This is a genomic window from Allobosea sp. RIT-PG3_2 (assembly GCF_057321085.1).
Window position 1 is genome coordinate 816,163 of the sequence record NZ_JBXWCA010000002.1, and the last position, 13,162, is coordinate 829,324.

At 65.3% G+C, this 13,162-nt stretch carries 16 protein-coding genes; 3 read left to right on the forward strand and 13 right to left on the reverse strand.

Features of this window, described 5'->3' with window-relative positions; genetic code table 11:
* Positions 1-16 precede the first annotated feature (16 nt).
* Positions 17-637 (forward strand): hypothetical protein, encoded by a 621-nt coding sequence (locus AC2FAN_RS09405; RefSeq protein WP_485173517.1) that lies wholly within the window; start codon positions 17-19, stop codon positions 635-637.
* 191 nt (positions 638-828) lie between these two features.
* On the opposite strand, the gene AC2FAN_RS09410 is transcribed toward AC2FAN_RS09405, so the two are convergent.
* The gene (locus AC2FAN_RS09410; RefSeq protein ID WP_485173518.1) at positions 829-1,044 is read right to left on the reverse strand and encodes a hypothetical protein; all 216 of its coding nucleotides are present in this window, start codon (positions 1,042-1,044) and stop codon (positions 829-831) included.
* A 539-nt stretch (positions 1,045-1,583) separates the two neighbouring features.
* Here AC2FAN_RS09410 and AC2FAN_RS09415 point away from each other — a divergent pair.
* Complete coding sequence (locus AC2FAN_RS09415) at positions 1,584-1,841, forward strand: hypothetical protein (RefSeq protein WP_485173519.1); 258 nt, start codon at positions 1,584-1,586, stop codon at positions 1,839-1,841.
* Between the two features lie 24 nt (positions 1,842-1,865).
* Here the strand turns inward: AC2FAN_RS09415 and AC2FAN_RS09420 are convergent, their stop codons facing one another.
* Positions 1,866-2,855 (reverse strand): 3'-5' exonuclease, encoded by a 990-nt coding sequence (locus AC2FAN_RS09420; protein WP_485173750.1) that lies wholly within the window; start codon positions 2,853-2,855, stop codon positions 1,866-1,868.
* A 256-nt stretch (positions 2,856-3,111) separates the two neighbouring features.
* On the opposite strand from AC2FAN_RS09420, the gene AC2FAN_RS09425 reads away from it, so the two are divergent.
* The gene (locus AC2FAN_RS09425) at positions 3,112-3,375 is read left to right on the forward strand and encodes a CopG family ribbon-helix-helix protein (protein ID WP_485173520.1); all 264 of its coding nucleotides are present in this window, start codon (positions 3,112-3,114) and stop codon (positions 3,373-3,375) included.
* 1,282 nt (positions 3,376-4,657) lie between these two features.
* On the opposite strand, the gene AC2FAN_RS09430 is transcribed toward AC2FAN_RS09425, so the two are convergent.
* The 11 genes from AC2FAN_RS09430 to AC2FAN_RS09480 all read right to left on the reverse strand — a co-directional run bounded on the left by AC2FAN_RS09430 (position 4,658) and on the right by AC2FAN_RS09480 (position 13,147).
* A complete protein-coding gene (locus tag AC2FAN_RS09430; protein ID WP_485173521.1) occupies positions 4,658-5,122 on the reverse strand; it encodes a hypothetical protein in 465 nt (154 codons plus the stop codon).
* Between the two features lie 17 nt (positions 5,123-5,139).
* Positions 5,140-6,081: an HlyD family secretion protein gene (locus tag AC2FAN_RS09435; protein ID WP_485173522.1), complete on the reverse strand. Its 942-nt coding sequence runs from the start codon at positions 6,079-6,081 to the stop codon at positions 5,140-5,142.
* Positions 6,078-6,338 (reverse strand): DUF3302 domain-containing protein, encoded by a 261-nt coding sequence (locus AC2FAN_RS09440; protein ID WP_485173523.1) that lies wholly within the window; start codon positions 6,336-6,338, stop codon positions 6,078-6,080. The genes AC2FAN_RS09435 and AC2FAN_RS09440 overlap by 4 nt, the downstream gene beginning before the upstream one ends.
* A 29-nt stretch (positions 6,339-6,367) precedes the next feature.
* Complete coding sequence (locus AC2FAN_RS09445; protein ID WP_485173524.1) at positions 6,368-7,630, reverse strand: BatD family protein; 1,263 nt, start codon at positions 7,628-7,630, stop codon at positions 6,368-6,370.
* Complete coding sequence (locus AC2FAN_RS09450) at positions 7,627-8,268, reverse strand: tetratricopeptide repeat protein (protein ID WP_485173525.1); 642 nt, start codon at positions 8,266-8,268, stop codon at positions 7,627-7,629. Before AC2FAN_RS09450 ends, AC2FAN_RS09445 begins: the two co-directional genes overlap by 4 nt.
* On the reverse strand, positions 8,265-9,182 hold the full coding sequence (locus AC2FAN_RS09455; RefSeq protein WP_485173526.1) for a VWA domain-containing protein: 918 nt from the start codon (positions 9,180-9,182) through the stop codon (positions 8,265-8,267). Before AC2FAN_RS09455 ends, AC2FAN_RS09450 begins: the two co-directional genes overlap by 4 nt.
* A complete protein-coding gene (locus tag AC2FAN_RS09460; RefSeq protein ID WP_485173527.1) occupies positions 9,179-10,195 on the reverse strand; it encodes a VWA domain-containing protein in 1,017 nt (338 codons plus the stop codon). Before AC2FAN_RS09460 ends, AC2FAN_RS09455 begins: the two co-directional genes overlap by 4 nt.
* A 2-nt stretch (positions 10,196-10,197) precedes the next feature.
* Positions 10,198-10,680 (reverse strand): DUF4381 domain-containing protein, encoded by a 483-nt coding sequence (locus AC2FAN_RS09465; RefSeq protein ID WP_485173528.1) that lies wholly within the window; start codon positions 10,678-10,680, stop codon positions 10,198-10,200.
* The gene (locus AC2FAN_RS09470; protein WP_485173529.1) at positions 10,677-11,678 is read right to left on the reverse strand and encodes a DUF58 domain-containing protein; all 1,002 of its coding nucleotides are present in this window, start codon (positions 11,676-11,678) and stop codon (positions 10,677-10,679) included. The genes AC2FAN_RS09465 and AC2FAN_RS09470 overlap by 4 nt, the downstream gene beginning before the upstream one ends.
* Positions 11,679-11,689: 11 nt before the next feature.
* A complete protein-coding gene (locus tag AC2FAN_RS09475; RefSeq protein ID WP_485173530.1) occupies positions 11,690-12,670 on the reverse strand; it encodes an AAA family ATPase in 981 nt (326 codons plus the stop codon).
* Between the two features lie 207 nt (positions 12,671-12,877).
* Entirely contained in the window at positions 12,878-13,147 is a 270-nt protein-coding gene (locus AC2FAN_RS09480) for a hypothetical protein (protein WP_485173531.1), read from the reverse strand.
* Positions 13,148-13,162: the final 15 nt, after the last annotated feature.

The window sequence follows — 13,162 nt, forward strand, 5'->3', positions numbered from 1 at the left end:
CCATAGGGTATTGGAAATGGCGTTTGTTCGAGAAAGCGATATACGCGCCAGGGCAAAGCGGCGCGCGAACAGCGAGGGGATGGCCGCGGAGGAGATCCTCAAACGCGTGATCCGCAGGCGTCTGGCCGCTTACGACATCTTCCTGTCTCAAACGACACGGGACGCCGAGATTGTCCTTGGCGTCTATGACCTGCTCACGAGTGCTGGTTACTCAGTCTTTTGTGACTGGATCAGCGCCCCTCAAGCCGATCGCAGCCAAGTGACGCCTGCGAACGCGGAATTTGTTCGCTCGATGATGAGGGTCAGTTCCTCTCTGCTCTTCTTAGACACCGACGGAGCTGCACAATCGCTATGGATGTGTTGGGAGCTGGGTTGGTTCGATGGGCACCGCGGTCCTGTGGCGGTGCTACCAATTCTGCCCGACGGCCAACAACATTACCGCGGGCGGGAGTTCCTAGGTCTGTATCCCTATGTCGAGATAGACGGCGAGGGTCGTCTCAAGGTCGTTCGTCCGGTCGTGGCTAGTCCTAGCGGAATCTCGATCATTGAAGCTCCAAACGACCGGTCTTTTGATTCCTGGCGCCAGGATCCTAGGGATGGAATGCGCCCTCGCATCGTCGGCGGTTTCGGTCGGTAGAAAGCGATCAAGCAGCCTGAGGGCCTCCTTTCAGCCTCCGCTGATTGGATTTCGACCCAGCAAGCCCGCCGTCTGCACCGCATCGGGAATTATGGGCGCATTGAACATACGATCTCAGCTGGGATCTGAGCGTCCATTGAGAGAAACGCAAAAAGCCCGGTCGGAAGCTCTCGTCTTCCGGCCGGGCCAGGTCACTGGAACAGGATCAGCGACGCGTCTTCGATCATGCCACTAAGCCGATCTTCACGGACGAAGAGCATTGGACGGCTGCAACCGTCCTCGGTCTCGATTTCGAACCCGAGCGCTTCGTGCTCGAACTCGAAGTCCATGTACTGCAGCTCGAACGGCGCGTTGATCAGACAGGTGAATGGGGAGCGGTGCGCACCCCGGCGGCTTTTCGACTGCATGGCAACCTCCTGAGGATCGCAAGGCCTACACCTTGGCGAACGGGACATGCCCGGGAGGTCCGATCAGTGCCGAGGCACGAGGATCACGGTGAGGCCGTGGATCTCGTCAACTGGGGCAGCATTGGAAGGGGCGCCTACCCCTCCGTGAGCACCATCGGTGCGACGGCAGGGAGCGTTCCTGCGCAATAGCGGCCCTTGGAAGGGCGTATGGTCGAACCGATGAGCATGGCGCCCCTATAGGCCGTAGACCGTTGCCAAGAAAAGAGGCCGGCGGACGCAGGATTGGCGCGTGGCTGAAGCAAAATTTAGCAGCAACCTAAAATTGAGCGGACCCGCAGAGGCCCATCGCGGATCCAATCTCAGGGCGACGCATCGCGAACATGCTGCCATGAGTCAATCTTACTCGAAGATGTAAGCACCAGGGTCCGATTTATGCCTGAAGTACCTGCTCTGGAGTCTTGCTTTCAACGAAATTTACGGCGCTATAAGCAGTGATATGCCGCCCACCTCAGCTGGGTTCGACAAGGGAAATGCCCTAGTTGGAGGGGATTTTCACACCCAGAATTTTTGAGGTATTTCGCCGCCTGCCCCCCACGCTGAGGCCCGTCGTGTATCAAGTCCGCTCTACCTTCCGCAGCTCAACCACCACCGACCGCGCCGCTACGGCGGCTGACGCACTGCGGATATTTCGTGAGGCCCAAGCCAAGCCGTTTCTGCGCGCCTGTGCGGTCCTGCGTAACGCGGTGATTATGTCCCAAGCTGAGCTCGAAAAGGCCGCGCGTGGCGAAATCGCCTGAGATTGGCTGCCTTACGCGGCGTGCTTACGCGCGATATCGATCAAACGCGGTCAGGCGCGCAGTGAGCGGCTCCGCGTCTTCCCAACCGTAGATATCGGTACGAAGATAACGGAGCTCCTCGTCGCAGAGCTCTTCATCGATCTCGATCCACCAGGCTCGGGGCCGACCGTCGCTCCCATCCGACCAGCGATAGCCTCGGCCTTTAAGATGGTCCTTCATGTCGAAGGGCGCGTTCTCCGCATAGATCCGGACCCGGCTTTGTTGGCTGGATCGCAGAAGCGCAGCGAAAGGCGGAGTTCCATTCTCTCCCACCGGACGGGCCAACACCTCCAGCAGCGCGTGACAATCGTCGGTCGCTCGGTGCCCCTCGTGGAACAGACCGGATTGTCCGACGAGGTAGCCGAGCTTGTTTCCCTCGAAGCCAAGGTCGGCCCACGGGACTTCCTTGACCGAGCATGCCCAGGCCTTCGCAGCAAAAGTCCGCGAGAGGCCCTCGCAAAACGGTCGATCGAAAGCGGCGTTGTGCGCGATCACCAGATCCGCAGGCTCAATCAGAGCATCTATGGCCGGGAAGTCGATTTCCAGACCCGCGACCATCTCGTCAGTGATGCCCGTCAGCCGCGTGATCTCGGCTGGGATCAGTTCCGATGGCTGACGCAACCCGCTGTAGACGCCAACGACATCGCCGACCACGCCGTCATTGTCGTAGGTGAATGCAACCGCTCCGATTTCGATGACCTCGTCCTTAGCGTGGTTCAAACCGGTGGTTTCGGTATCGATCAGGACCGCAAGGTTTGGAAAAGCGCTTTCAGCTCGCGGGATGACGATGCGCGGAACAAGCTTCCGTAGGATCCTGAAGCGCCCAGTCTGCTCTAGTCGTTGAGCGGCTTCATCGTCGTCCCAGCCGGCTTGGGGAGGTGCTGCCGCCTGGCGCTTCCTCGGCGCGGGCCGCGGCGTCTCCCGATAGCCGGGCGCATCATCAAACAGATCGATCTGAGCAGAACTCGTCTTCATGCCGTTGATATCTATCCCGGCACCATCTGCGCGCCAATCCGGCCCATGATAAGGGCCGACGAGCCAGCGTGCCACGGCGGATGTCGGGGTCGATCTGCCGCTCATTATTCAGCGGGTTCAACGATGCCGCCGGTAGAGTGTCCGATGGGGATAAATCCCTTCTCCATGCGAAATGTACCTCCGTGTGATCGCGCCTCGGATAGCTGTAAGTCCGCGATCGGTGGGATACGCTGTATTACAAATTGTGGGGTGGCGAATGAGCAAAGCAGAGCTCGCCGACCCGATCGCCTTGAGGTTTCCTGTCGATGTCCTCGCCGATATCGAGAAGATCGCCGCAGCCTCCGAGCGGTCGCGGTCGTGGGTGATCGTCCGCGCGCTCAAGCTCTATCTGGCCAGTGAGGGAGCCGACTGCCTGGCGATCCTTCGAGGAAGGGAAGAATCTGAAGTTGGTAGCGGCCATGACGCTGACGACGTGCTCGCCGAACTGGAAAGCATTGTACGCAGCAAAATCGCTCGATGAAGGCCTGACCGTCGTCGGAGCTGGCTCTATTTGTGAGTCAGCGTCTCACAACCATCATCGCCCTCGGGTCGGAGTTCCGCACGATAACGCTATTTCAGAGCGCATCTTTGCCGTTATAGGGCGCCAGAGAGTCTGACTTTTCCGACAATTGCCAGGTCAGGCGGTTCAGGGTGAGCTTCGCATAGGCTCCCGCACTGCAGGTTGAGCGGTGCGGGTAAGCAACAACGACTGCGAGGTCGACGGAGGCCTCGATCTAGCCGATCCGCCGCCGCCGATCAGGCCTTCCGCCGGGCGCTGCAGCCGCAACTTGCTTCGGAGCACACCCTCAACTGCCGGCGACTCGCTTGAAGGGCGGAGAACAATCCAAACGCGCCCGCTTTGCTCGTCGCCAAATGGTTTGCCAGGCGTGTCGCTCGCGCCCGGGCCCCTTTGCAAGCCCCGTACGTCAAGCCGGTTACACGGCCAGTTCAGTTACTCCCGGGTGACGGTGACGCGCCGGTCCAAGCGCCCAGCGACCCCATAGCTCCATCAGCTGATATTCGGAGCTGCCCGGCCCCCTGGCATGATCGACATCTCCCGAGAGTCTGAATTTTTCGAAATTACGGGCGTCTGGGACTGCCCTCTCCGCAAGAACTTATTACGTGTCGCTATTTCTCGATCATTCGGGACAGAGAGGCCGTCTTTCCCGTGCGTGGCAGGCTGGGTGTTGAGCTATCCGGCGGCCAGCTGGAAGCCCGAGACCAGTCCTGAGCGCGCTTCAACCGGCCGCTGCGGCGGATTTGCTGCATATTGGAGCGACGAGCCAAGCCCGCGTGGATCGGAGAGCGCGAGTGAGCGAGGGGGAAGGATCGCGCTGCTTAGTCGGCGCCCGTGAGATCGACTTATCCGTTAGGTGGGCGCTTTGAGTCCATATTTTGCGCAAGCCGGAGCACTCGGGACAGCCAATCTTGAAAATGAGCTCGTTTGGGACGGCTTATTCTGGCATTGCGCGAACCAGAATGCGTGCATTCCGCTGGTTCCGAGGTCGCCTCGTCGTCCCAGTAAGGCTTTTCCGGGCGAAAATTCGGAGCAGAAGGCGATGAGTCAGGCTTTTGCGAATCGCCAAACTTCGAGTCACGCAACTGCGTTTAGCGAGTCAGAGATAGCCTAGAGCCGAAAGGATAGGCCCATTGATATTTCAAGGGAATCTCTGCAGAGAGAGTCAGAGATTTATGTTTCCCCACACCGAAGCCGGCACGGCGTTTCAAAGCCCGCGCAGACAGTGTCTGCGCGGGCTTTGCCATTACTTGAAGCCGATCAGCACACCGTCGGCGCCGAGCGACAGCTGCAGCCCTTTGCGGCGCGTCGCCAGCTTCATGGTCACACCGTTTGTGTTGCGCAGCCAGAGCGTACCGCTTCCCTGGTCGCCAAGGGCCCAGCCCTCGCGCAGCTGGACATAGGCGCCGGCGAAATCCTCGCGCCGCGTCAGCCCGTAGACCGTCCCGTTTGCGGTCAGGCGGGAGGCGCCGATGCCGCCGAAGCCGAGCCCTCCAACGGTGAGGCCATAGTTCCGGCCGCGAAAGCTGAGCGTGCCTCCGCCCACCTGGCCCGAGCCGATGAAAGCGACCTGGACCTGCTGGATTCGGACCTTCCCCGTCGCCGGCCCGAGATTACTCTGCTGCGCGCCGACCGGCCCAGCCAGCATCAGCGTCGCCGCAAGCATGATACCGGCCTTTGCCAGGGTAGCGGTCTTTGCAATCTGCTTCATCATGGCTGCCTCGCTCCTCAGAAGGGGTTGATGTAGTTGGTGATGGCGATCTGCCGGAGGAGGACCTTCCGGATCACATGAGCGGCCTTCACCCGGTCGGTGAAGATCGCGGCGGCGCCGCTGCTGCCCGCCGGCAGGGACCGGGCGAAGGCGGCATCGTCGATTCTCACGCGCACCACGAAGGGAGCCGCCTGGATGGCGCCCGGCGTCACCGCTGCCCCCGAGGTGTGGACCTGCCCGGTGGAGACCGCCTGCAGGATGCTCTCCACCTTGCCGGTCTGCACCGTTCCCGGCGTCATCTTGAAGGTCAGCTCCACCGACTGTCCCGGCGCGAGATAACGCGCATCGGTCTGGTTGATCTCGACACCGACGATCGTATCGGCGGTGTCGATGAAAGCCATGACCGGCGAGAGCGGCAGGCTGGCGACGCGAGCGCCCTTGCGAAGCGCGACATTGGTGACATAGCCGTCGGCGGGCGCGCGCACCGTCGTCTTCTCCAGATTCCACTTGGCGCCTTCGAGCTGGGCCCGCAGCTGATCGACGGAAGCCTGCCGTTCCTCGACGTCGAAAGCCCGGCCGGTGCCCTGGGTCTGCAGCTGGGTCATCTGGAAGAGACGCGTCTCCTGAAGCTTGAGCTGCGCCTGGATCGCATCGACCTGGGCCTGGAACGGCGTCGGATCGATCCGGAAGAGCACATCCCCGGTCTTCAATGGCTGGTTGGCCTGGACGGGAACCTCGATCACCTCGCCGGCGACGTCGGGCACGATCGCGACCGAGTTGCGCACCACCAGCACGCTGCCCTGAGGGGCGCCCCAGTTCATCGGGATGAACAGGCCAATGAGCAGAAGCAGCAGGACGAGGACCGGAGAAACCTTCCAGAACATATTGAAGGGCACGACCCTGAGTTTCACCAGGATGAAGAGCAGGGCGAGATAGACATTGAGCAGAACGACGATCATCGCGCCGCCTCCGTCCCGGAGGACGAGTGGCCCGGCCTCGCCGGTACATCGACATAGGCCCAGATCAGCACGGCCGGCCAGAGCACGAAGCCGAGGAAGAGCGTGACCCAGCCGCCGATCGAAACCGCCTCGGCCCAGGGATGATTGCGCCGCCGCGCGACCATGCCTGGCCACATCGCCATGAAGACGACGACAAAGACCGTGCTGGAGGCGAGGACCACCAGAACGATCCATGCGAAGATATCGAGACCGGACATGTCTTCCCCTGTTGTCCCTGCGCGCCCCTTCAGGCGATCGGATTGAGCGGCGGCAGCGGCTCGACCACCCGATGCGGCGGCGATCGATTCTGACGATGGAAGGTGGTCACGGCGCTGGCGAAGGCGGCTCCCGCCGCCCGGTCCCAGGCCGGGCCCGCGCCGAACAAAGCGTGTTCGAGCCCGGCCAAGGCGGGAGCCAATGCGCCTGATCGCGCGCGCTGCCGCTCGTCGGGAGGCAGGCGGCGGAGCCAGTGCGAGAACGCCTGATAGGTTGTCGAGGCATCCCCGGCCCTGGCTGTCCGCAGCAATTCGCGGCGCGCCGCAGCCTCGGACGATCGATGGCGCATTACCGCCTGCTGCCAGAGAGCCGAAAGCTTCGAGCGAAGGACAATAAGAGCAGCGGCCAGAATGGCGAGCACGAGGGCAGCGGCGAGCCAGGCCAGCCCGGACCATCGCACCTGCGCCGGCCGGCCGGCAGCGGGGGCCGCAGCGACCGTCACCGCGACACCCGGCAAGGTCTCCATCCGCGCCTGCTTGTCCGACAGGCTCCACCAGGGCTGGGACAACGCGGGTAGCTCATAGCTTCCAGCCCGCTCGAAGACATAGGTGACCTTGTCCATGCGGTGCCCTTCGACATTGCCGCGATTGCTGCGGTCTTCAGCCAAGGGCGGATCGGCATAGATGCGCACGCCTTCAGGGGCGGCGAAGTGGAACTCGGCCATCCCGAGCGCGGGCACGCCATCGGCCTGCCGCCGGATCAGCCGCACCAGTGCGCTGCCCGGCTTGAATTGCGCCGTCGCGGGATTGGGCGACCAGCTCTGCTCGACATCGACGCGGTCGGCAGCCAGCACCGGGCCGGACGGGTCGATGCCGGGCGGCACGGTCACGTCGATCCGCGTCGGTTCGCCTTTCGCGGAACCCGCCGGCTCGCCGCTGCGATCGAGCAGCGTCACGCTCGGCGCGGGAACGGCGATCGCTCCGCCGCGGCGCGGGAACAGCACGAATTCGAAGCTCTGGCCGACATAGTCCTGCTCGCCGATCCGTTCGCGCATCGTCGTCGCCTGCGTCTCGAAACGCAGGATCTGCGCACCGGCGGCCTCGGGAACGGCGACGCGCGGCGGGTGAAGCATCTCGCCGGGGAAGAGAACCTCGACATTCAATCGCACCGGCTGTCCGATGACGGCGCCCTGCGCCGGATCGAGCATGGTGCGGATGAGCGGCTCGCCTGCGGGACCCTGCGCCCGCGCAAGGGCCGGGAGGAGGGCGAGCAAGAGCGCCAGGACCACCCTCATGGCGCCGTCCCGCCCGGCTGCGCCTGCAGCTGATAGGCGAACTTGGCGCGCAGGAAATCGGCTGGCTGCGTCTGGACGCGCTTCAGCCAGAGGGCGCGGACCTGTTCGTCGGACATCGGCTTCTCGCCTTCGACCGTCGAATCCTCTCCGCCCTTCTTCGTCTTGTCGAAGACGATCTCATCGGCCTTCGTGTCGGTATTGCCGGTATCGCCGCCCGTCGTTTTCTTCCGCTCGGCGCGAATGCGCGCGATCTCGCGGTTGTTGAGCGCCACCGGCCAGCCCGGCCGCAAGGCGAGCGCCCGGTCGTAGCGCTTCATCGCATCGTCGTACTGGCCGAGCATCACCAGCGCATTGCCCTGGTCGAAAGCGCCTTCGGCCGTGTCGCGGGCCGCGAAGGCCTGGGCGGCCTCCTTGAAATCCCCGGCGCGGAACAGCGCGATGCCCCGCCAGAGCGGATCGCGGAAGGCTCGCGCCGCATCGGCCGGCCGATTCTCGCCCAGCAGCATCCGGCCGCGCTGATCCGGCGTCAGCCAGAGATCGCGCCAGCCGAGTCGGTAGCCCGCAGCCAGCAATGCCAGGACCGTCGCGACGGCGATGAGGATGTAGGGGGATGATGGCAGCGGGCGGGCTCTTTTCATGCCAGCACCCATCCGCGCCGGAACCACAACAGGGTCAGCAGAGCGAGGAGAGGGACCAGCCAGTAGCCGGCTTCGCGCCAGTGCTCCCCTTCCCCCGTGATGCTCGCTGCCACATCGCGGCTGTCGAGGCGGCGCACGACGGCGGTGACGTCCGTCTGGTCCGGCGTCGTCGCGATCGTCACTGCCCCGATCGCCCGTGCGGCCTCCGCCACGCCGCTCGTATCGATCCCCGGCGCTACCAATGCGAGCAGCGTCACGCCGGGACCTTTGGTCCGGGCCAGATCGGCGACCGCCTCGGGTGCGATTGTATCCGCCATGACCAGGATCGAGCCGCCATCGGCACTGCCTGCGAGCGCACGCCTCGCCAGCGCCAGCGCCCCGGCGAGATCCTCCCCCTCCTTCGGCATGATGCGCGGCGAGAGGGCCTTGGCGAGATCGAGCACCGCAGCGCTGTCCGGCGTAGCCGGCAGGACGAGATGCGCCGAGCCGGCATAGGCGACGAGCGCCGTCGAAGCGCCTTCGCGCGCGGCCAGAATATCGGCGAGCTTCTGCCGCGCGCGGTCGAGCCGCGTCGGGGCGAGGTCGTCGGTCAGCATGGAAGGCGCGACCTTGAGCACGACCGCGACGGCGGGCTTGGCGTCGGCGAAGGGCGATGGCTCGCGCTGCCAGGCCGGGCCGGCGACGGCGATTGCCGCGATGATCCAGCCCAGGAACAGCCAGTCCGACGGCGTCACGCGCCTATGCTGGTCGGTCCCGACGATGAGATGGGACAGCAGTGCCGGGTCGATCACGCGCCGCCATTGCTGCAGCGTGTCGGAGTGGCGGCGCTCGATCAGCCAGAGCGCGGCCGCAGGAAGCAGCGCCAGCAGCCAGAGCGGCCGCTCGAAATGGAAAGCGGCGAGCGCGCCCATCATCGCGGCGCTCCCGCAATCGCCTGCGGTTCCGGGGCTGGGCTGCGCCTATGCCGGCGCAAGATGAACAATGACTGCGCGAGCATGGTGAGCACCAGCATCGCGGCGATGGGCACCCAGAAGATGTCGCGGCGCGGGCGGAAACTCACCGTATCGATATGGCGGGTCTCGATCTCATCGAGGCGGCGATAGATGTCGGCGAGCTGGGTGCGGTCGAGCGCGCGGAAGAAGCCGCCGCCGGTCGTGTCCGCGACCTCCTTCAGCGCGGCCTCGTCGAGCTTGTCCTCGCCAGCCGCCTGCGGATCGCCGACCGCGACGGTATGGATCACGATGCCCTTGTCCTTGGCGACGCGCGCGGCCTCCGCGGGCGGGACCTTGCTCATGGTGTCGTTGCCATCGGTCAGGGCGATGATCGTCCTGGCCTTGACCGTGCTCTTGGCGAACAGCCCGATGCCGAGGCCGATGGCGTCACCGAAGGCCGTGCGCGGCCCGGCCATGCCGACATCGGTGTCGCGCAACATCGCGCGGCACAGCTCCAGGTCGGTGGTGAAGGGCACCAGCGCGAAAGGCGCATCGCCGAAGACGACGACGCCGACGCGATCGCCCTTGCGGCGCGAGAGGAAGTCGTCGAGCACCTGCTTCACAGCCGTCAGGCGGTCCACGGTCTTGCCGGAGGCATCGACGAAATCCTTGGTGTCCATCGAGCCGGAGAGATCGACGAGGACCAGCAGGTCACGGGTGGGCACGTCGCGATGCAGAGGCGGCTCGATCCATTGCGGCCGGGACAGCGCCGCCAGGGTCATCAGCCAGACCAGCGCCAGGACCAGCAGACGGCCGAGATGGCGCCGCGCGACGACGCCGCCGGAATAGGGCTGCTGCCCGCTCAGCCTTGCCAGCCTGTCGAAGAAGGGCACGCGCAGACCGGCGCGCCGCTCCGCATGGGCCGGCAGCGCGAACCAGACGAGCAGCGGGAGCGGAGCGAGCAGAACGACCCACGGATGAGCGAAGGAGAGCATCGTCACCTCCGCCCTGAAACGCGGCCGCGCTGGCCCCGCAGCCAGACCTTGGCTTGAGCAGCCAACGCGGCAGGGTCCTGTACGGATGAATCGGCGTTTGCCGAAAACAGCCCATGCAGGCTGCTGGTCAGGTCTGTCATCGTTTCGCCGGCGGGCGCTTTTTCGACGATGAAACTCGTCCAGGCCGGTCCCGTCAGGGACGCCACCCGCTCCCGCCCATAAGTGACCATCGCGGCGCGCTTCAGCACGGCCGAAACGGCGCCGGGCGCATTGCCAGCCAGCGCCGCCGCTTCGATTTCCGCAGCGGCACGACGGAGATAGGCGTCGGCGCGATAGCGCTGCCATGCACGCCAGCCTGCCACCGCCAGCGCCGCAGCAGTCGCACCGCCCAAGATCCAGACGCCGGTGGCCGGCGGCCAGAAGGATATCGCCGGAGGCAGCGTCAGATCGGCGAGATTGGCGAGGTCGCCGGGATCGGCGCTCATGGCGCCCTCCCGCTGGCGCTCGCGAGCTTTTGTGCCTGGCGCCGGCCGATCAGCTCGCGCATTTGATCGGCCACGTCACGGTCGGGCGAGATCGGCAGCACCGGGATGGCGCGGCTGCGGGAGAGCTCCGCCAACCGGGCGCGCCATGCTGCCCTTTCATCGGAGAAGCGTTGCCGCAGGGATGCGCCGGAGGCGTCGACCTCGATCTGCGCCTGCCCAGAGCTAAACGTTGCCCGCCCGACATCCGGAAGCTGCTGCTCCAGCGGGTCCTGGATGAAGACGGCGAGGACGTCGTTATGGGCGCAGAGCCGGGTCACCAGCCGGCGGGTCTCGTCATTCTCGCCATCGAGGTCGGAGATAATGCAGATCAGGCCGTCATGCGCCACCATGCGCGCGGCCGCGCTCAGGGCCTCGTTGAGCCGGCCTGCCCCTTGATCGGAGACCGGCGCGTGTTCCAGCGCGGCATTCTGCCTGACGACCTCGCTCAGAACGCGCACGACGCCCTGGTCGCGCGCCTGCGGCTTGACCGTCACCACCCCATCATCGTTGAAGACCACGGCCCCGACACGATCGCCAAGCGAGGTGACCCGCCAGGCGGCAAGCGCGGCAGCCTCCGCCGCCGCAACCGATTTCATCGCGCGCCGGCTGCCGAAGAACATCGTGCTGCGCTGGTCGACGAGCAGGATGACGGGCCGGTCGCGCTCCTCGGAATAGACCCGGACATGCGGGCTGCCGAGCCGCGCCGTCGCGCGCCAATCGATCGTGCGGGTGTCGTCGCCCTCGAAATAGTGCCGCAGCTCCTCGAAATTCAGGCCGCGCCCGCGCAGACGCGAAGCGTGGCGCCCAGCGAGGAGGCTGTGCACCGGCTGGCGCGGCAGGAAGCTGAAGCCGCGGGCGCGATGCTTGAGACGAAGGAGGTCGTCGAGCGTGGCGAAGGCGCGGGCGCCCGCAGCCGGAGCCGGCCCTTCCGTCCTCGCTCTTTCCCGCATCAACGCCATGACGCGCCTCGCTACGCCGCAACGGCGACCTGTTTCAGCACCTCGTCGAGAACCGCATCGGCGCTGACGCCCTCGGCGCCCGCCTCGTAGCCGAGCGAAATCCGGTGGCGCAGGCAATCATGCGCGACGGCCTGCACATCCTCCGGCGTCACGTAGTCGCGCCCCTGCAGCCAGGCATAGGTGCGGGCGCATTTATCGAGCGCGAGCGAGCCGCGCGGGCTGGCGCCGACCGCGATCCAGTTCTTGAGACGATCACCAAATTCGGCCGGCCGCCGCGTCGCCGCGACGAGCCCGACCATGTAGGTCTCCACGACATCCTTCGTCGTCACGCGATCGATTTCCGTGCGCGCGTCGAAGACCACCTGCTGCGGGATCAGCGCGGGAGCCGCGGCGGGGCTGCCGGCCGTGACGCTTTCCGCGCGAACCAGCCGCATCACCTTCACCTCGTCGGCATCGGAGGGATAATCGATGCGCACATGCATCAGGAAGCGGTCCATCTGCGCCTCGGGCAATGGATAGGTGCCCTCCTGCTCGATCGGGTTCTGCGTCGCGAGGACCATGAAGAGCGGCGGCAGGTCGTAGCGCTTGCCGGCCACGGTGACGTGGCGCTCCTCCATCGCCTCGAGGAGGGCCGACTGGACCTTGGGCGGGGCACGGTTGATCTCGTCGGCCAGGACGAGATTGCCGAAGACCGGCCCCTTGCGGAATTCGAACTGCCCGTCGGCGCGCAGGATCTCGCCGCCCGTCACGTCCGAGGGCAGCAGGTCCGGCGTGAACTGGATACGGCTGAAATCCGATTCCAGATTCTGCGACAGGCTCTTGATCGCCCGCGTCTTGGCAAGGCCGGGCAGGCCTTCCAGCAGCACGTTGCCGTTGGCGAGCAACGCGATGACGATGCGCTCGACCACACGCTCCTGCCCGATGATGTCCTGGTTCATCCGGCTCTGCAGCTCTTTCACTGCATCGCGCGCGGCCTGCCCCGCTGCATCCATTGCCCGACCCTCGACTGTGGCTGGGATCGGAGTGTGACGGAACCCCGGATCAAGTCAGCCTTGTAACCGTTACGGCCATCAGGACGGGAGCTGGGCAGGCCATCTCATGGCAAGCCAGCGATCGGCGCCCGCTCTTCCGTCGTCAAGCGCGTAACCGTAAACGCCGGCAGTCCCGCCACGGGTGCTGGCACACGGATGCGAGGGCCCTCACGGAATCCTGGGAACGACATCGTTGCCGAAGCTGTCCGTCTGGCGCGCGAAACTGTTCTGACCAGCCTGCACATAGTTCGGGCCACCACCCCGTGCCGGCGCCGGGCCGGCATCGAGATAGCTGCGCTGGGTAGGCGTAGACGTCACGATCCGCGGCGTTTCCGGCGGCGGCGAGGCCGCATCCTGCGTCGTGCAGGCGCCCAGCACGAATGCGGGGACCATGAGCACGAGCAGGGCGAAGCGTTTCGTCTTGCTGATCTGGGTCATTGCGGCCTTCGGCTT

Coding starts and splice junctions, on each gene's coding strand:
- AC2FAN_RS09405 (WP_485173517.1), top strand. CDS start 17: ATGGCGTTTGTTCGAGAAAGCGATATACGCGCCAGGGCAAAGCGGCGC.
- AC2FAN_RS09410 (WP_485173518.1), bottom strand. CDS start 1,044: ATGCAGTCGAAAAGCCGCCGGGGTGCGCACCGCTCCCCATTCACCTGT.
- AC2FAN_RS09420 (WP_485173750.1), bottom strand. CDS start 2,855: ATGAAGACGAGTTCTGCTCAGATCGATCTGTTTGATGATGCGCCCGGC.
- AC2FAN_RS09425 (WP_485173520.1), top strand. CDS start 3,112: ATGAGCAAAGCAGAGCTCGCCGACCCGATCGCCTTGAGGTTTCCTGTC.
- AC2FAN_RS09430 (WP_485173521.1), bottom strand. CDS start 5,122: ATGAAGCAGATTGCAAAGACCGCTACCCTGGCAAAGGCCGGTATCATG.
- AC2FAN_RS09435 (WP_485173522.1), bottom strand. CDS start 6,081: ATGATCGTCGTTCTGCTCAATGTCTATCTCGCCCTGCTCTTCATCCTG.
- AC2FAN_RS09440 (WP_485173523.1), bottom strand. CDS start 6,338: ATGTCCGGTCTCGATATCTTCGCATGGATCGTTCTGGTGGTCCTCGCC.
- AC2FAN_RS09445 (WP_485173524.1), bottom strand. CDS start 7,630: ATGAGGGTGGTCCTGGCGCTCTTGCTCGCCCTCCTCCCGGCCCTTGCG.
- AC2FAN_RS09450 (WP_485173525.1), bottom strand. CDS start 8,268: ATGAAAAGAGCCCGCCCGCTGCCATCATCCCCCTACATCCTCATCGCC.
- AC2FAN_RS09455 (WP_485173526.1), bottom strand. CDS start 9,182: ATGATGGGCGCGCTCGCCGCTTTCCATTTCGAGCGGCCGCTCTGGCTG.
- AC2FAN_RS09460 (WP_485173527.1), bottom strand. CDS start 10,195: ATGCTCTCCTTCGCTCATCCGTGGGTCGTTCTGCTCGCTCCGCTCCCG.
- AC2FAN_RS09465 (WP_485173528.1), bottom strand. CDS start 10,680: ATGAGCGCCGATCCCGGCGACCTCGCCAATCTCGCCGATCTGACGCTG.
- AC2FAN_RS09470 (WP_485173529.1), bottom strand. CDS start 11,678: ATGGCGTTGATGCGGGAAAGAGCGAGGACGGAAGGGCCGGCTCCGGCT.
- AC2FAN_RS09475 (WP_485173530.1), bottom strand. CDS start 12,670: ATGGATGCAGCGGGGCAGGCCGCGCGCGATGCAGTGAAAGAGCTGCAG.
- AC2FAN_RS09480 (WP_485173531.1), bottom strand. CDS start 13,147: ATGACCCAGATCAGCAAGACGAAACGCTTCGCCCTGCTCGTGCTCATG.